Raw genomic sequence first — 17312 nt, 5'->3', positions numbered from 1 at the left:
ATTAACGCTTTCGGCAAAGCCTTATAATATTTTCCCACCAACACACCGTTTTCTCTTCTGAATTTTGTAAATTTGCCTTTCCTAATCATGAAATAGAATAAATAACAATGAGAATAGTCATACAACGGGTAAGCCATGCGTCAGTAACCATTGAAGGATACTGTAAGTCGTCCATTGGGAAAGGAATGCTGATATTAGTCGGCATTGAAGAAGCGGATGGACAGGAAGACATCGACTGGCTTTGCAAGAAGATTGTAAATCTACGTATCTTCGATGATGAGAATGGTGTAATGAACAAATCTATTTTAGAAGATGGAGGCGAGATTCTGGTTATCAGCCAGTTCACGTTACACGCTTCTACCAAGAAGGGAAATCGCCCCTCCTATATCAAAGCCGCCAAACCGGATGTCTCTATCCCACTCTACGAACAATTCTGCAAAGATTTAAGCGGCGCATTGGGAAAAGAAATAGGCACAGGCACCTTTGGGGCAGACATGAAAGTTGAACTTTTAAACGACGGCCCCGTTACTATATGCATGGATACAAAAAACAAAGAATAATAACCAACCATCAACAATTATGACTCTGGAAGAAGCACAGAAACAAGTGGACCAATGGGTGAAAACATACGGCGTCCGCTACTTCAGCGAGTTGACCAATATGGCAGTTCTGACGGAAGAAGTAGGAGAACTGGCGCGTGTCATGGCCCGCAAATATGGAGATCAGTCCTTTAAAGAGGGAGAGAAAGACAATATAGATGAAGAAATAGCAGACGTTTTATGGGTTCTTCTCTGCATTGCCAACCAGACAGGTGTAGACATAACCACTGCTTTCCGGAAAAGCATGGAAAAGAAAACGAAACGAGATAATAAAAGACATATCAACAACCCAAAACTGAAAGATCATGGAAGAGAATAACTCACAGCCCAACAAGTACAATGCCGCATTGGCAAAGTATAATACCAATCTGAGCGATGCAGATATTCAAGCTCGCGTAGCTGAATTGATTGAGAAAAAAGTGCCGGAAAACAACACGGAAGACGTTAAGAAGTTTCTGTTCAACTGTATTGACCTGACTACTTTGAATAGCACAGACAGTGACAAAAGTGTGATGCACTTTACCGAAAAAGTCAATCAGTTTGACGACGAATATCCTGATCTGAAAAATGTTGCAGCAATCTGTGTATACCCCAATTTCGCAGCCATCGTTAAGAATACGCTGGAGGTAGACGGAGTCAATATAGCCTGTGTATCAGGAGGTTTCCCCTCTTCACAGACATTCATTGAAGTAAAAGTGGCAGAAACAGCATTAGCAATCGCAGAAGGTGCCGATGAAATAGACATTGTCATTTCCATCGGCAAATTCCTAAGCGGAGACTACGAAGGAATGTGTGAAGAAATACAGGAATTAAAGGAAGTTTGCAAGGAACGTCATCTCAAAGTGATCCTTGAAACAGGTGCACTAAAGAGCGCTTCCAACATCAAGAAAGCTTCTATCCTATCCATGTATTCGGGCGCAGATTTCATCAAGACTTCCACCGGTAAGCAACAGCCTGCCGCTACTCCGGAAGCCGCTTACGTGATGTGTGAAGCCATCAAAGAATACCACCAGAAAACCGGAATCAAGATTGGATTCAAACCGGCAGGTGGCATCAATACCGTTAATGATGCGATTATTTACTACACAATCGTAAAAGAACTATTGGGTGAAGAATGGCTGGATAATCAACTGTTCCGTCTGGGAACCAGCCGTTTAGCCAACCTCCTTCTTTCTGACATCAAAGGAGAAGAAATCAAGTTCTTCTAAGTTAAAGGCTACATTAGCAATCAAATACGCCTTACCGCGCTGTTCCCGTACTCCGGGAACCGACGCGGTATTTTTTATTTAAGAAAATCTAAAGATAGTTACAGGAAAATTCAGAAAAATACTTATCTTTGTAAAAGGTTTAGCGATGAAAATATAGCTAATTAGTTATATTAGAGAACGTTTCATTTATTACCAATTCCTGGAATTCGGCAAAATTCAAAGTTATGAATGGTAATAAGCAAACGGGTCTCACGCACCTTCATGTATATACTTTTGTTATATATCGAATGGAGCGTGGGACTGTTGCTTGTATATTCATAACGGCTTGCCGAAGCCTCAGGAAAATACATGGCAACAGTTCTCACGCTTTTCATGAACCTTATGAAGGTATTAGGATGGACGCATATACGAAAACCTTAAGATTCAATCACAACCCTCTGAACCTCATCCTCGGAACAGAGAAAAAGAAGGGGTTACGCATCGGTTATATGGAAGCCGGACTGCAAGGCTTCTATCTCAACTCTATGGAGACCGGAATCCATCCGCTAAAGCTATCCAAACTGCTGGCAGAAGAGTTTCACTGCACCGACAATGAGTCCGTCACCGGACTATTCCAATTCCTTATCAACGAAGGCGACAGAGTCTCCTACCAGATTATGCTCCCCTATTTACTCTCTACAGAGAACATCAACGAGTTCGAAAACATCATTCAAAAGCGTTTTTTCGGGGTGGAACGTTTCATCCGTCAAGGAAAGAATCTATACAAATTCGTGAAATATACAGAGGAAAGAAGGGACCCGATTATATGGATAAATGACTTGGAAAAAGGCATTATCGGATGGGATATGGGACTGCTTGTGAACTTGGCACGCGCCTCCCAAGCATGTGGTCACATCACCAAAGAGAAAGCCTGGGACTACATAGAACAAGCCGACAAATTATGTTCTTTAGATCTTCATACAGCGGAAGAAATAGACAAGAGTTTCCTTTTAGGAAAAGCGATGAAATCGGAAAAGATAGAAGATTGGGACCGGTTGTTATTATGCTATTCACTCCTGGGAAAGTACAGGAAGTAATTATTTTTCGCGGTCTACTACATAATCCAGATAAGACCGGAGAGCTGCACAGACATCGGAATCCGGCAAAGAAGCCAATAGATTGAAAGCTTTTTGTTTATAGCCATTCATAGTCTGAACCGCATATTCAATTCCTCCGTTTTCTTTAATAAACGAAATCAAATAAGCTATTTCATCGAGAGTAGCCGTACCCTCCTTTACTTTGATTGCAATTTCTTGCGCTTCCTCGTTTTTCGTCGTATTCAGCACATACAAAGCGGGCAATGTCAGCTTACCTTCAAGCATATCATTACCCGTAGGTTTACCAATCTCCTTATTATCAAAGTAATCGAAAATATCATCCTTTATCTGGAAACAGATACCAATATATTCGCCCAGCAAACGGGCAAGTTCAGCTTCCCCCTCACCCACACCCACCGAGAAAGCGGCAGCCTTTGTGCAGGCAGCAAAAAGAGCAGCAGTTTTCTTGCGGATTACATCAAAATAGACTTCCTCGGAGAAACTGTGATTACTTACATTTGAAAGCTGAAGCAACTCACCGTCAGCAAGATCCTGTCCAAGAGTGGACACCAGCTGAATAATACGATGGCTGTTTGTCAATTCAGCATGTACGAGGCTGGTTGCCAATAAATAGTCACCCGTCAACACGGCCACTTTATTATTAAAGATTGCATTTACCGAGAGCTGTCCACGGCGTTCGGTGCTTTCATCCACTACGTCATCATGTACCAGGCTGGCCGTATGAAGGAGTTCCAGCGAAACAGCCGCGTGAAGAGTGGAAGGACATATAGCGCCATAAAGGCGTGCCACGAGCAAAACAAGAATAGGCCGCATCATCTTACCATTCCTCTGCCGTATGTGAGATACGACGCTATCGAGCAATGCATTTGAACTGGAGAGAGAACTATCAAAAAGTTCTTTGAAGTCGCCCAGTTCCGCTTCAATCGGAGTTCTGATAAGTGAGATGCTGTCCATTTATTACACAATTTGAGCACAAAAGTAATAATAAAACGCTTAATACCGTATTTTTTTGTACTTTTACCATGAAAAATTAATTAAATCTATGGATTCAGGTAATAAATTATTTCTTTTAGACGCTTATGCATTAATATATCGGGCGTATTACGCCTTTATTAAAAACCCAAGAATCAATTCCAAAGGATTCAACACTTCAGCCATACTGGGTTTTGTGAACACCCTCGAAGAAGTGCTGAAAAAAGAGAATCCCACTCATATAGGAGTAGCCTTCGACCCCGCAGGTCCCACCTTCCGCCACGAAGCTTTTGAACAATATAAAGCACAACGCGAAGAAACTCCGGAGGCAATCCGTCTTTCCGTACCTATTATAAAGGATATTATACGTGCCTACCGCATCCCTATTCTGGAAGTGGCAGGCTACGAAGCCGATGATGTGATAGGTACGCTCGCTACCGAAGCCGGTCGTCAGGGTATCACTACCTATATGATGACTCCCGACAAAGATTACGGGCAGCTGGTAAGTGACAAAGTATTTATGTATCGTCCCAAACACACTGGAGGTTTCGAAGTGATGGGCGTTGAGGAAGTGAAAGCCAAGTTTGACATTCAGTCTCCGGCACAGGTGATCGATATGCTCGGACTAATGGGCGACTCTTCGGATAACATCCCCGGATGTCCCGGAGTAGGAGAAAAGACTGCTCAAAAACTGATCTCCGAATTCGGAAGTATCGAGAATCTATTGGAACATACCGACCAACTGAAAGGAGCATTGAAAACAAAAGTGGAAACTAACCGGGAAATGATTACGTTCTCGAAATTTCTCGCCACCATTAAAATCGATGTCCCCATCCAACTTGAGATGGATTCTCTTGTCCGTGAAGAGGCAGACGAAAATTCACTCCGTAGCATTTTCGAGGAATTAGAATTTAGAACGCTCATTGACCGGGTACTCAAAAAAGACATTTCCGGAAACGGAATAACCTCCGCCACCGGAAGCAAAGTTACCACTGGAAAAAGCGCCCCCTCTCCTCTTCCACTTTTTCCCGAAGAAGGAGGCGGAATGCAAGGCGATTTATTTGCGAATTTCACGCCCGATGAACCGGGTGAAGCAAAAAAATCGAACCTAGAGACGTTAGAATCGCTCACTCACAACTACCAACTCATTGATACAGAGGAGAAAAGACAGGAAATTATTCAAAAGTTACTTACATCGAAAATTCTCTCGTTAGATACGGAAACCACCGGAACTGAACCAATGGATGCCGAATTAGTCGGAATGAGCTTTTCGATTGCAGAAAACGAAGCTTTTTATGTTCCCGTACCATCGGACCAAGACGAAGCGTTAAAAATCGTAAATGAATTCCGTCCGGTCTTCGAAAATGAGAATTCGTTGAAAGTCGGACAAAATATCAAGTACGACATGATTGTTCTTCAAAATTATGGCGCAACAGTAAAAGGTCCGCTTTTCGATACGATGATCGCTCATTATGTTCTTCAACCGGAACTTCGTCACGGCATGGATTATCTTGCGGAAATTTACCTGCACTATCAGACTATCCACATTGACGAACTGATAGGTCCCAAAGGAAAGAATCAGAAAAACATGCGTGATCTCGATCCGAAAGATGTATATCTATACGCCTGCGAAGATGCAGACGTAACTCTGAAACTGAAAAACGTATTGGAGAAAGAGCTGAAAGAGAATGACGCAGAGCGTTTGTTCTATGATATAGAAATGCCGCTAGTTCCCGTATTGGTTCATATAGAACGGAACGGGGTATTGCTGGATACGGAGGCCCTGAAACAGTCCTCCGCCCATTTCACCGCCCAGATGGAGCAAATCGAAAAAGAGATTTACGAATTGGCCGGTGAGACTTTCAACATCGCTTCGCCCAAGCAAGTCGGTGAGGTACTGTTTGACAAACTGAAGATCATAGAGAAAGCAAAAAAGACTAAGACCGGCCAGTACGTCACCTCGGAAGAAGTACTCGAAAGCCTCCGGCACAAACATCCGGTAGTAGAAAAGATTCTGGAACATCGCGGACTGAAAAAGCTATTGGGCACGTATATCGACGCACTCCCCCAGCTTATCAATCCACGCACAGGAAGGGTGCACACCTCTTTCAACCAGACTGTAACCGCTACGGGACGTCTTAGTTCAAGCAATCCGAACCTGCAAAATATTCCTATCCGAGACGAGAATGGAAAAGAAATCCGCAAGGCTTTCATCCCCGATGAAGGCTGCCTCTTCTTCTCTGCCGACTATTCGCAAATCGAATTGCGCATCATGGCACACCTTAGCGAGGATAAGAATATGATTGATGCTTTCCTTAGCAATCACGATATTCATGCGGCCACTGCTGCCAAAATTTATAAGATCGACCTGAAAGACGTAGGCTCCGATATGCGCCGTAAAGCCAAGACTGCCAATTTCGGTATCATCTATGGCATATCCGTATTCGGTCTTGCCGAACGAATGAATGTAGACCGCAAAGAAGCCAAAGAGTTAATCGACGGTTATTTTGAAACTTATCCGGGAGTGAAAGCATATATGGATAAAAGTATTCAGGTGGCCCAGGAAAAAGGCTATGTGGAAACAATCTTCCATCGGAAGCGCTTCTTGCCGGACATTAACTCCCGGAATGCCGTTGTACGCGGATATGCGGAACGAAATGCCATCAACGCCCCTATTCAGGGAAGTGCGGCAGATATTATAAAAGTAGCAATGGCACGTATCTATCAACGGTTCCAGGCCGAAGGAATACAAGCCAAAATGATCCTGCAAGTGCATGACGAATTAAATTTCAGCGTTCCTGTCAATGAAAAAGAGCGTGTAGAAGAAATCGTCATCGAAGAAATGGAGAAAGCATACCGCATGCACGTCCCCTTGAAAGCAGATTGCGGATGGGGCAAAAATTGGCTTGAGGCACACTAAACCATCAAGTGAATAAAGGCCACCTCAATCAGGAATTGCTATCTTTTAGACATTAATTACATAGGGAGACTCCATCTTATCCAAAGCCTTCCCTTACAAAATAGAAGCAAGTATGGGTAATAACATTATTTAACTCCATATCCAGAAAGCTAGAAAAAAGATTCCTTTTTCGACGAAGTGATTCATTCTATATCCGGCAAATTGACTGCCGGATATTTTTTTGTCACCAATATTGGCAAAAAGCTAGTTATCATCCATCTCCACTCTTGACATTTTGACAATCTTTTATCTTCAAAAATGCATAAATACCAAATTAATATGTAGATTTGCAGCGTAAAACCAATGCATTTGGTAGACAAATGAAAGTATAACCCAAAAACTTAAATAGCCATGAAAGCAAAAGTATCTTTAAAAATGTTCGTTTTATCTGCAGCTCTTCTTGTTGTATCGCTTGCTACTTCTGCACGTAGCTACGATAATCAATTGATTTATAATCCAATCGAGGAGAATGGTATGACAGTGGGACAAACCGTTTACAAAATGGATGGAAATACACTTGCCAACTACATGAAGTACAACTACAAGTACGATGACAACAAACGTATGATTGAAAGCGAAGCCTTGAAATGGAACAATAGCAAGGACGCATGGGAAAAAGACCTACGCATCAATTATACTTATGAAGGCAAGACCGTTACTACGAATTATTATAAATGGAACGCTAAAAAACAAGCCTACGTACTGGTACCCGAAATGACCGTTACGATGGATAATACAAATATGTAACATAAACTCTCTCTCATTCTAATATTCTAACAAAAGGATACGCCGCTTCTGCTGAAGAAGTGGCGTATTTCATAATATGAGGTCTACATTACAAAACGAAGAAACGCTCTTGCAGTTCTTTTAGATAACTTCGGGAAATAATCAGATCATTCTTATCGTGAAAAGGCGGATAGAGTTGACAGCATTTACCATCAATCATTGCCAGATAATTAACATTTACAATAGCAGATTGGCTAATCTGTACGAAAGCTTGTGAATAACTGATAATATCTTCTGCTTTTGTATTCCGCTTCAAATTCAGACAAGTTTGATTAAACAAGACCACCTGCCATTGACGTTTGTCTTTCAGATATTCAAAAAAGCCGATTTCCTCCAGCCGCAAAAGCTTGAAACCTGTCACTGTGCTAATCATAAACATGCCTTGCTGGGGCATCAATGCACTAATAGAAGAAGCAAAAGAAGGCAAAAGAGGAAGCGAAGTAGAGGTCATAGCCTTCCGGTAACGGTCTATAATTACTTTCAGGTCTTCCGCTTCAAAAGGCTTCAGCAGGAAGTCGAAAGCCGACTCACGCAACGCCTGAAGCAAGTATTTGTCATAAGAGGTGTAAAATACGACCTTCATATCCCACAAAACATCTTCCCTTATTTCACTTAATAGATTGAGTCCCAACGTATCCGGAAGTTCCACATCAAGAAACAATAAGTCCGGATGCAACTCCATAATCATCTTTTTACCCTTTGCACCATTCCCTGCGATTCCTTTTACTTCAAATTCACGATAGGGCTCCAATTCCCGGCGCAAAGCATCAATCGCTGTACGTTCATCGTCAACGATAACTACCTTATACTTATCCTCTGTATCCATCATAAATCATAAGAAAAATGAAACGGGATATATACCGACACTTCCGTACCGGTTTGTCCATCGCTTCTGTTGGTTATATCAAAACGTATTTTATCACTCTTATTCTTTGTATTCAATAATTGAACGGTCTGATACAACACTTTCAATCCTGTACCAGTACCCCGTGTGGCGGAAACCACCTGCGGGAGATACCCGCGTCCGTTGTCGGTAACCGTTATGCGAATCCCATTTGTTTCACGGGAAACATATACCATTAGCTCCTTTTTTCCGTCCTTTCCCGCCAGCCCATGTTTAATTGCATTCTCCACCGGAATTTGCACAATCATAGATGGAATCATGATGCGGGCTGCCTCTAATTCGTCCTCCACCGTAATTGTTGCGACAAAATCTTCTCCAACACGCCCACGTTCCAGTTCGATATATGTACGCACGAAATCCAGTTCGTCTTGCAAAGACACGCTCAATTTCTCGGTAAGTTCGAGGCTACGACGGAGATATTTCACCAGTTCCATCAGATTATGTTTCACCTCTTCCGAGCCGTTAAACTGGTTGATTTCACGTCCCAGTACATTAAAAGTAAAATGAGGAGAAATCCGGCTTCTCAAATTCTCCATGCGGACACGGTTGATTTGCTGGAAGAAACGCTGGCGAAGAAACTCCCTTTTTTTACGCATATACCAGACAATTACCACTACCCCTGCCACAAGCAACACGCAGACAAGTACCCAGATAGATACGCTCAATTTGAGCACTCTCATCTCTGCCGCCTGCCGCTGAATCTTCATTTCCTTACGAAGCACTATCGTATCCTGCCGGTAACGCATATCCAATTCGGCAACACGCATCTGTATCCGTTCGCTCCTAATGGAATCGTCCAGATGGCGATCGCGTTTCAGGTATTCATAGGCACGACGGTAATCACCGGTATGCTCAAAATAATGTTGCAGATACTGATTGCGTATAGTCAGCATATTGGCGTCAAGATGCCCCACAGGAGCGGTCCGGGCAATCATAGTCTTCGCTTGAGCTATATTTCCTTTCTTTAATGCCAGTTCAATCATCTGGGTTTCAATGTAATGAACGGCCGAATTATGCTGTATATCGGAGAAAAAACGATAACTTTCGTCCAGACAGATCTGTGCGGAGTCCAGTTTGTCAGTCAACAAATACAATTCTCCCAGGTTTACTTTGATAAAATTCTGTTCAAATACCATCTGTGGATAAGAAGATACGAGTGCATTGGCCTTGCGCATATATTTCAAAGCCTCCTGATAGTCTTTCCGGTAATAATAATGGTTGCCGCGATTGTTGAGATAAGTCCATTGCTCGCTCACATTCATTTCATTGAAAAACTGTCCGGCCAATTCATAGTAATGATTGGATAAATCGAAATCACGCAGTTCCATGTAAGTCTGCCCCAATCCGTAGTAAACAGGAAATTTCGTGTGCTCGGACAAGTTCAAAGAATCGCAGAGAAAGAGGGCGCGCCGGTAATACGAAGCAGTGTGCGCCAAGTCACTGCGGTGCAGATAGGCATCAGCGATATTGATACAAATATCCGGAAGCAGATGCAGTTTTTTTCCTTTCAGGCGATATCCGTAGGCTTTCTTATAGTCGATAATTGCAGAATCGGGACGGTTCAGCTGCATCCACACATTGCCTTCTATATTATAAACATCGGACAATACATCATTCCATCGTGGAGATTGGAGAGATTCAGAAGATTGGGAAGCATTGCGGGAAAATCCTTTTACCCGGCGGTTGTAATAGAGTATAGAATCAAAATCGGAAGAGACAAAAAATGTTTTCCCGTAAAGGGCGAGCAGACGATAATAAACCAGGGAATCTTGCGTCTGCGTCAGTGCCTCAAGCAGTTGTGAGCGGGAATAATGCACATTGGAAAACAACGAATCCTGCACACGAACTTCCAAAGAATCAACCAAAACCTGTTCGCACGAAGAGCTATTGTGATGTCTATCAGCGTATCCGCAACTTAACAACACCAACAGTCCCAACAGCGCAAATAGTCTCATAGCAGTCCTCTGATTCATCAGTCCCCTTTATATATGTCATGTTTTGAATGTGACAAAAATACATTATTTATCCTGAATCCCAGCGAATTTTATTATTTTTTTTAATACCTTTGTCCCCATATAAATATGAGCAACTGACCTAATGAGTCCACTGAACTTCACCCACATTTTGACACAGGCAGTCGATGAGCTATCGGAAAGCGAATCTTATAAAGGACTGTTTCATCAGCACAAAGATGGCGAACCACTGCCCTCTGCAAAAGTCTTGTATGAAATTATTGAGCTTTCACGCTCCATTCTTTTCCCCGGATATTACGGAAATTCTACGATTAACAGCCGGACTATCAATTATCACATCGGTGTAAACATTGAAAAATTGTTTGATTTACTTTGTGAGCAAATCCTGGCCGGATTATGTTTTAGTACTTCCATAGAGGGGAAATGTAACGTCTGCTCCGACTCGAAACGGGAAGAAGCTGCGCGTCTTGCCGCTAAATTCATCAGTAAGTTACCTGCCATGAGAAGGATACTGGCAACAGATGTGGAAGCCGCCTACAACGGTGACCCGGCTGCCGAAAGCTACGGAGAGGTCATATTCTGTTATCCGGCTATTAAAGCGATCAGCAATTACCGTATCGCGCATGAATTGCTGGAACTGGGTGTTCCTCTGATTCCCCGTATCATCACGGAGATGGCGCATAGCGAAACGGGAATCGATATCCACCCGGCCGCCAAGATTGGCACTCACTTCACCATCGACCATGGAACGGGTGTCGTAATCGGTGCCACGAGTATCATCGGAAACAACGTCAAACTATATCAGGGTGTCACACTGGGAGCCAAGAGTTTCCCGCTGGATGCCGACGGAAAACCAATCAAGGGAATCCCCCGCCATCCGATCCTGGAAGACAATGTGATTGTTTATTCCAACGCCACTATTCTGGGAAGAATCACCATCGGGCGTGATGCAACCGTAGGCGGTAATATCTGGGTAACGGAAAACGTGCCCGCAGGAGCAAGAATCGTACAAACTAAAGCAAAAAAATAAAATCAAAAAAAATCTATATGAGCGAACAATTCGAGATGATAGCCAAGACTTTCCAAGGACTGGAAGAGATACTTGCAGAAGAACTGACAGCATTAGGAGCCAACGACATTCAAATAGGACGTCGTATGGTTTCATTTACAGGAGATAAACGTATGATGTACAAGGCAAATTTCTGCCTACGCACCGCCATCCGTATCCTGAAACCCATCAAGAACTTTACGGCCAAAGATGCTGACGAGGTTTACAATCAAATACAGGCTATTCCATGGGAAGAATATCTCGATGTGAACAAGACATTTGCTATCGACGCAGTAGTATTCAGTGAGGAGTTCCGCCATTCGAAATTCGTTTCGTACAAGGTGAAAGATGCGATTGTGGACTACTTCCGCGAGAAAACGGGTAAACGTCCGTCGGTACGCATCAACAATCCGGATGTACTTCTGAACATTCATATTGCACAGACTACCTGTACTTTGTCTTTGGACTCGTCCGGAGAATCACTTCACCGCCGCGGTTATCGCCAGGAAGCGGTAGAAGCTCCGTTGAATGAGGTATTGGCTGCCGGCATGATTTTAATGACCGGATGGCGTGGAGAATGTGATCTGATCGATCCGATGTGTGGTTCGGGCACGATCCCTATAGAAGCCGCACTGATCGCTAAGAATATCGCTCCGGGAGTATTCCGCAAAGGATTTGCTTTCGAAAAATGGGTGGATTTCGATGCGGATATGTTCGATGAGATTTACAATGACGACAGTCAGGAGCGTGAATTTACTCATAAGATTTATGGGTATGACAACAATCCGAAAGCGAATGAAATTGCTACTCACAATATAAAAGCTGCCGGTGTATCGAAAGATATCGTGCTGAAACTGCAACCGTTCCAGCAGTTCGAACAGCCGCAGGAGAAGTCGATTATCATCACCAATCCTCCTTATGGGGAACGTATCTCTACGAATGATTTGCTCGGTCTTTACCAGATGATCGGCGAACGCCTGAAACACGCATTTGTAGGAAACGAAGCATGGGTGCTTTCTTATCGGGAAGAGTGTTTCGACCAGATTGGCTTGAAGGCAAGCCAGAAGGTTCCTTTGTTCAATGGACCGTTAGAGTGTGAATTCCGCAAATATGAGATTTTTGACGGAAAATATAAAGAGTTCAAGAGCCAGGAAGAGGGCGAAGAGAAGAAAGAGGGTGAAGGTGAACAGGCTCCAAGATTCAGAGAAAAAAAAGAGTTTAAGCCACGTCGCGAAGGTGAATTCAAACCACGCCGGGATGGTGAGTCCAGACCTCGCAGAGAGGGAGAATACAAGCCACGCAGAGAAGGTAGCGACTTCAAAGGCGGCGACAGAGATAGAAAGCCACGGGGAGAATTCCGCGGAGGAAGAGATTCGAGAGGGCCAAGAGAATTTAGGGGGAACCGGGAGCCGAGGATTCCGAAGAAGGAAGAGGAATAATTGATTCATAATTAAGAACAATCCACAACACCATATATCTACTAACGCACTGATACTCAATATGAGGTCGCAAATTGCGACCTCAAGTTTGAACAACAATAATGTTAAGTAATAGGCGTAGATAGTAAACCAAAAAGTTAGACTAGAAAATGAATGAATTAGTCATTATAGAAAATAAGATATATGAAATCAGGGGACAAAAGGTTATGCTTGACTTTGATTTGGCAGAAATGTATGAGATTGAAACAAAGAACCTGAAACGAACAGTAAAAAGGAATATAAATCGTTTTCCTGCGGATTTTATGTTTCAGCTTACAAAATCAGAAGCTAACTTACTGATAAACAATATAAGGTGCCAAAATGGCACCTTAGAAATAAACTGGTTTAGATATCAGCCCTATGCCTTTACCGAACAAGGAGTCGCAATGCTATCAGGTCTTTTAAATAGTGAAAAAGCCATCGAAGTCAACATCAACATCATGCGAGCCTTCGTCCACATGCGCCAATACCTGCTCTCCCATGCTCCCAAACAGGAATTGGAAGAATTGAGGAAAAGGATTGAATACTTGGAAGAGGACATATCCTCCGACAGAGAAAGCTACGAGAAGCAATTTGACGACCTATTCACCGCTTTTGCCAAATTGAGTGCTGCCATTCAAATAAAGCAGACTCCTTTGGACAGAGTAAAAATAGAAGGATTTAAAAACAAATAATAAAAAAAAGAGCAATGAGTAAAATTGGAAAAAGAGCCATTCTGTTATTATTGGCACTACCAATCGGATTCAATGTTATGGCACAAGAAACCAAAAAACCGACGCTGGAAGAACTGATTCCGGGCGGCGAGAGTTACCGCTATGCAGAAAACCTGTACGGGTTGCAATGGTGGGGCGACGAATGTATCAAGCCAGGAGTAGATACCCTTTATTCAATTCAACCCAAAACCGGGAAAGAAACAATGGTTATCACTCGCGAGCAAATCAACAAAGTGCTTGAAGAAAACAAGGCAGGAAAATTATCACACCTGTATTCCGTCCGTTTCCCATGGGCAGACAAGCCACAAATGCTATTCACGATAGCAGGAAAGTTCATTGTATATGATTTCAAGAACAATCAGGTTGTCAGCACTTTCAAACCAAAGGACGGGGCGAATAATGAGGACTATTGCGCAGCCAGTGGAAATGTGGCTTACACGATAGATAATAATCTATATGTAAATGAGAAAGCAGTAACCAATGAGCCCGAAGGCATCGTTTGCGGACAAACAGTGCACCGCAATGAATTCGGTATCAACAAAGGAACTTTCTGGAGTCCGAAAGGTAACCTGCTCGCTTTCTACCGTATGGATGAAAGCATGGTGACACAATACCCGCTTGTAGACATCACTGCGCGCGTAGGCGAAGTGAACAATGTACGCTATCCGATGGCAGGAATGACGAGCCATCAGGTAAAAGTAGGGATTTACAACCCCGCTACCGGCAAAAGCATTTATCTGAATGCAGGCGATCCGACAGACCGTTATTTCACCAATATCAGCTGGGCACCGGATGAAAAGAGCCTCTACCTGATCGAAGTAAACCGCGATCAGAATCATGCCAAACTCTGCCAGTACAATGCAGAAACAGGAGAACCCATGGGAGTTCTCTATGAAGAAATGCACCCTAAATACGTTGAGCCGCAAAACCCCATCGTATTTCTGCCGTGGGACCCTACCAAGTTCATCTATCAAAGTCAGCGTGACGGCTACAATCATCTTTATCTCTTTGAGGCAGATGCAGCAAACAAGAAAGGTGAAACCTATAATAGCGCCAACGGTGGCAGTTATTTCCAAGCCGGTAAAGTGAAACAGTTGACCAAAGGTAACTGGCTGGTCAGCGAAATTCTGGGATTCAACACAAAGCGTAAAGAGATCATCTTCACTGCCGTAGAAGGTTTGAGAAGTGGACATTTTGCAGTAAACGTAAGCAATGGCAAAATAAGCCAGCCGTTCGAAAATTGCAAGGAAAGCGAACATAGCGGAGCACTTAGTGCTTCCGGTACATACCTTATCGACCGTTATTCCACCAAAGACCAACCCCGCGTCATCAACCTGGTAGACACCAAAAACTTCAAAGAAACAGCCAACCTGCTGACAGCTGAAAATCCTTACGACGGATACCAGATGCCAAGCATCGAAACCGGAACAATCAAAGCGGCAGACGGCACTACCGACCTGCATTACCGCCTGATGAAACCGGCAAACTTCGATCCGGCTAAGAAATATCCCGTCATCGTATACGTCTACGGAGGCCCTCACGCGCAATGCGTCACCGGAGGATGGCAGAACGGCGCACGCGGATGGGACACCTACATGGCAGGCAAAGGCTATATCATGTTCACCATCGACAATCGCGGTAGCAGCAACCGCGGACTAACATTTGAAAATGCCACCTTCCGCCGTCTCGGTATCGAAGAAGGCAAAGACCAGGTGAAAGGTGTTGAATTCCTGAAATCCCTCCCCCTACATAGACAGCGAACGCATCGGCGTACACGGATGGAGTTTCGGAGGCCACATGACTACCGCCCTGATGCTCCGTTACCCGGAGATATTCAAAGTAGGCGTTGCCGGAGGTCCGGTAATCGACTGGGGTTACTATGAAATAATGTACGGCGAACGCTATATGGACACACCGGAAAGCAATCCGGAAGGCTACAAAGAATGTAACCTGAAGAATCTTGCCGGTCAACTGAAAGGTCACCTGTTGATTATTCACGACGATCATGACGATACCTGCGTGCCACAGCACACCCTGTCGTTTATGAAAGCCTGTGTAGATGCCCGCACTTATCCCGACCTGTTTATCTACCCGTGCCACAAGCACAACGTAGCAGGCCGTGACCGTGTACATCTGCACGAGAAAATCACCCGGTACTTTGAGCAGAATTTATAAAAACTGTAAAGTCCACCGCATCTATACGAATCATATATAACAGTATAACTTATAATAGCACAAAGATGAAGATATTATTACTTGGCTCGGGCGGCCGCGAACATGCACTGGCATGGAAAATTGCCCAAAGTCCGAAAGTTGAAAAACTGTACATTGCTCCGGGAAATGCCGGAACAACTGCCGTAGGCGAGAATGTCAACATCAAAGCAACCGATTTTGAAGCCATCAGTGCTTTCGCTCTGAAAGAGAACATTCAAATGGTAGTAGTAGGCCCCGAAGATCCGTTGGTAGAAGGAATCTACGACTACTTCCAGAACCGTCCGGAGCTAAAGCATATTGCCGTTATCGGCCCTTCGGCTCAAGGAGCAGAACTGGAAGGAAGCAAAGAGTTTGCCAAAGGCTTCATGATGCGCCATAACATTCCGACAGCCCGCTACAAAAGTATCACTTCTGCAAACCTCGAAGAAGGTCTCGCTTTCCTCGAAACGCTGGAAGCTCCCTATGTATTGAAGGCTGATGGTCTTTGTGCCGGAAAAGGAGTACTGATCCTCCCTACACTGGACGAAGCGAAGAAGGAATTGAAAGAAATGCTGGGTGGCATGTTCGGCTCTGCATCGGCAACTGTTGTAATCGAAGAGTTCCTAAGCGGTATCGAATGTTCTGTATTCGTACTGACAGACGGAGAACACTATAAAGTCCTCCCCGTAGCCAAAGATTACAAACGCATCGGTGAAGGCGATAAAGGACTGAATACAGGCGGTATGGGTAGCGTAACCCCCGTCCCGTTTGCCGATGAAGTGTATATGGAGAAAGTTCGCACCCGCATCATTGAGCCGACCATCAACGGCCTGAAAGAAGAAAATATCACCTACAAAGGCTTCATCTTCCTCGGTCTCATCAAGGTGAAAGGTGAACCGATGGTGATCGAATACAACGTCCGCATGGGCGACCCGGAAACAGAAAGCGTGATGCTTCGCATTCAAAGCGACTTCGTAGAACTGCTTGAAGGCACTGCCGCAGGCAACCTGAACGAAAAAACACTGGTGATGGACCCGCGTTCGGCAGGCTGTGTCATCCTTGTCAGCGGAGGTTATCCCGAAGCCTACGAAAAAGGATTCCCTATCAGCGGACTGGAACAGGCTGCCGCCACCGACAGCATCATTTTCCATGCCGGAACAGCAATGAAAGACGGACAAGTAGTGACGAACGGAGGACGTGTGATTGCCGTTTGCTCTTACGGTGCAACGAAAGAAGAGGCACTGGCACAGAGCTACAAAGTGGCAGACATGATCGACTTCGACAAGAAGTATTTCCGCCGCGATATCGGATTCGATTTGTAATTCAAGTTTCGCACGCAAGTAGCCCTATTCCGCATAGCGTTGAACATCATTGACTTGTCA

Annotated in this window: 15 protein-coding genes; 12 read left to right on the top strand and 3 right to left on the bottom strand. The window is 44.0% G+C overall.

The annotated features are described in order from the left end of the window. Positions 1-107 precede the first annotated feature (107 nt). The 4 genes from dtd to NXV01_RS04970 all read left to right on the top strand — a co-directional run bounded on the left by dtd (position 108) and on the right by NXV01_RS04970 (position 2883). Complete coding sequence (gene dtd / locus NXV01_RS04985; protein ID WP_148367832.1) at positions 108-560, top strand: D-aminoacyl-tRNA deacylase; 453 nt, start codon at positions 108-110, stop codon at positions 558-560. Positions 561-579: 19 nt separating this feature from the next. Beyond that, positions 580-918 (top strand): nucleotide pyrophosphohydrolase, encoded by a 339-nt coding sequence (locus NXV01_RS04980; protein WP_117610926.1) that lies wholly within the window; start codon positions 580-582, stop codon positions 916-918. Beyond that, positions 905-1807 carry a deoxyribose-phosphate aldolase gene (gene deoC, locus NXV01_RS04975; RefSeq protein WP_004296713.1) on the top strand — a complete coding sequence of 301 codons (903 nt, stop codon included), beginning with the start codon at positions 905-907 and terminating at the stop codon, positions 1805-1807. Before NXV01_RS04980 ends, deoC begins: the two co-directional genes overlap by 14 nt. Positions 1808-2202: 395 nt before the next feature. Continuing rightward, positions 2203-2883 (top strand): DUF1266 domain-containing protein, encoded by a 681-nt coding sequence (locus tag NXV01_RS04970; RefSeq protein WP_148367831.1) that lies wholly within the window; start codon positions 2203-2205, stop codon positions 2881-2883. Here the strand turns inward: NXV01_RS04970 and NXV01_RS04965 are convergent, their stop codons facing one another. Further along, positions 2884-3858: a polyprenyl synthetase family protein gene (locus NXV01_RS04965; RefSeq protein ID WP_195649664.1), complete on the bottom strand. Its 975-nt coding sequence runs from the start codon at positions 3856-3858 to the stop codon at positions 2884-2886. An 88-nt stretch (positions 3859-3946) separates the two neighbouring features. Here NXV01_RS04965 and polA point away from each other — a divergent pair, with 88 nt between their 5' ends. Then, positions 3947-6796, top strand: a complete 2850-nt coding sequence (polA, locus tag NXV01_RS04960; RefSeq protein ID WP_148367829.1) for a DNA polymerase I — start codon at positions 3947-3949, stop codon at positions 6794-6796. 390 nt (positions 6797-7186) lie between these two features. After that, complete coding sequence (locus NXV01_RS04955) at positions 7187-7582, top strand: DUF3836 domain-containing protein (RefSeq protein ID WP_004296707.1); 396 nt, start codon at positions 7187-7189, stop codon at positions 7580-7582. 88 nt (positions 7583-7670) lie between these two features. Here the strand turns inward: NXV01_RS04955 and NXV01_RS04950 are convergent, their stop codons facing one another. Both NXV01_RS04950 and NXV01_RS04945 read right to left on the bottom strand, forming a co-directional pair. Beyond that, positions 7671-8450, bottom strand: coding sequence for a LytTR family DNA-binding domain-containing protein (locus NXV01_RS04950; protein WP_259021835.1), 780 nt, complete (start codon positions 8448-8450; stop codon positions 7671-7673). After that, on the bottom strand, positions 8447-10498 hold the full coding sequence (locus NXV01_RS04945; protein ID WP_259021834.1) for a histidine kinase: 2052 nt from the start codon (positions 10496-10498) through the stop codon (positions 8447-8449). The genes NXV01_RS04950 and NXV01_RS04945 overlap by 4 nt, the downstream gene beginning before the upstream one ends. Positions 10499-10622: 124 nt before the next feature. Here NXV01_RS04945 and NXV01_RS04940 point away from each other — a divergent pair, with 124 nt between their 5' ends. The 6 genes from NXV01_RS04940 to purD all read left to right on the top strand — a co-directional run bounded on the left by NXV01_RS04940 (position 10623) and on the right by purD (position 17252). Further along, complete coding sequence (locus NXV01_RS04940) at positions 10623-11528, top strand: serine O-acetyltransferase (protein ID WP_004296704.1); 906 nt, start codon at positions 10623-10625, stop codon at positions 11526-11528. Positions 11529-11545: 17 nt separating this feature from the next. After that, the gene (locus tag NXV01_RS04935) at positions 11546-12985 is read left to right on the top strand and encodes a class I SAM-dependent RNA methyltransferase (protein WP_234131742.1); all 1440 of its coding nucleotides are present in this window, start codon (positions 11546-11548) and stop codon (positions 12983-12985) included. Between the two features lie 149 nt (positions 12986-13134). Further along, a complete protein-coding gene (locus NXV01_RS04930) occupies positions 13135-13698 on the top strand; it encodes an ORF6N domain-containing protein (protein WP_148367824.1) in 564 nt (187 codons plus the stop codon). Between the two features lie 14 nt (positions 13699-13712). Beyond that, positions 13713-15620 carry a DPP IV N-terminal domain-containing protein gene (locus NXV01_RS04925; RefSeq protein ID WP_409012917.1) on the top strand — a complete coding sequence of 636 codons (1908 nt, stop codon included), beginning with the start codon at positions 13713-13715 and terminating at the stop codon, positions 15618-15620. Continuing rightward, positions 15535-15912 (top strand): alpha/beta hydrolase family protein, encoded by a 378-nt coding sequence (locus NXV01_RS25995; protein WP_409012916.1) that lies wholly within the window; start codon positions 15535-15537, stop codon positions 15910-15912. The genes NXV01_RS04925 and NXV01_RS25995 overlap by 86 nt, the downstream gene beginning before the upstream one ends. A 65-nt stretch (positions 15913-15977) precedes the next feature. Next, a complete protein-coding gene (purD, locus tag NXV01_RS04920; RefSeq protein ID WP_259021833.1) occupies positions 15978-17252 on the top strand; it encodes a phosphoribosylamine--glycine ligase in 1275 nt (424 codons plus the stop codon). Positions 17253-17312 lie beyond the last annotated feature (60 nt).

It is taken from the genome of Bacteroides sp. BFG-606 (assembly GCF_024788145.1).
GTDB classification, from domain to species: domain Bacteria; phylum Bacteroidota; class Bacteroidia; order Bacteroidales; family Bacteroidaceae; genus Bacteroides; species Bacteroides vicugnae.
The sequence above is the reverse complement of the archived record's forward strand: the minus strand, read 5'-3'. Positions and strand labels throughout refer to the sequence as shown.

Excerpts from the sequence above, each read along its gene's own strand:
- purD (WP_259021833.1), top strand. The coding sequence starts at position 15,978 with ATGAAGATATTATTACTTGGCTCGGGCGGCCGCGAACATGCACTGGCA.
- polA (WP_148367829.1), top strand. The coding sequence starts at position 3,947 with ATGGATTCAGGTAATAAATTATTTCTTTTAGACGCTTATGCATTAATA.
- NXV01_RS04965 (WP_195649664.1), bottom strand. The coding sequence starts at position 3,858 with ATGGACAGCATCTCACTTATCAGAACTCCGATTGAAGCGGAACTGGGC.
- NXV01_RS04945 (WP_259021834.1), bottom strand. The coding sequence starts at position 10,498 with ATGAATCAGAGGACTGCTATGAGACTATTTGCGCTGTTGGGACTGTTG.
- NXV01_RS04940 (WP_004296704.1), top strand. The coding sequence starts at position 10,623 with ATGAGTCCACTGAACTTCACCCACATTTTGACACAGGCAGTCGATGAG.
- NXV01_RS04955 (WP_004296707.1), top strand. The coding sequence starts at position 7,187 with ATGAAAGCAAAAGTATCTTTAAAAATGTTCGTTTTATCTGCAGCTCTT.
- NXV01_RS04980 (WP_117610926.1), top strand. The coding sequence starts at position 580 with ATGACTCTGGAAGAAGCACAGAAACAAGTGGACCAATGGGTGAAAACA.
- NXV01_RS04930 (WP_148367824.1), top strand. The coding sequence starts at position 13,135 with ATGAATGAATTAGTCATTATAGAAAATAAGATATATGAAATCAGGGGA.
- NXV01_RS25995 (WP_409012916.1), top strand. The coding sequence starts at position 15,535 with ATGACTACCGCCCTGATGCTCCGTTACCCGGAGATATTCAAAGTAGGC.
- deoC (WP_004296713.1), top strand. The coding sequence starts at position 905 with ATGGAAGAGAATAACTCACAGCCCAACAAGTACAATGCCGCATTGGCA.
- NXV01_RS04925 (WP_409012917.1), top strand. The coding sequence starts at position 13,713 with ATGAGTAAAATTGGAAAAAGAGCCATTCTGTTATTATTGGCACTACCA.
- NXV01_RS04950 (WP_259021835.1), bottom strand. The coding sequence starts at position 8,450 with ATGATGGATACAGAGGATAAGTATAAGGTAGTTATCGTTGACGATGAA.
- NXV01_RS04935 (WP_234131742.1), top strand. The coding sequence starts at position 11,546 with ATGAGCGAACAATTCGAGATGATAGCCAAGACTTTCCAAGGACTGGAA.
- NXV01_RS04970 (WP_148367831.1), top strand. The coding sequence starts at position 2,203 with ATGGACGCATATACGAAAACCTTAAGATTCAATCACAACCCTCTGAAC.
- dtd (WP_148367832.1), top strand. The coding sequence starts at position 108 with ATGAGAATAGTCATACAACGGGTAAGCCATGCGTCAGTAACCATTGAA.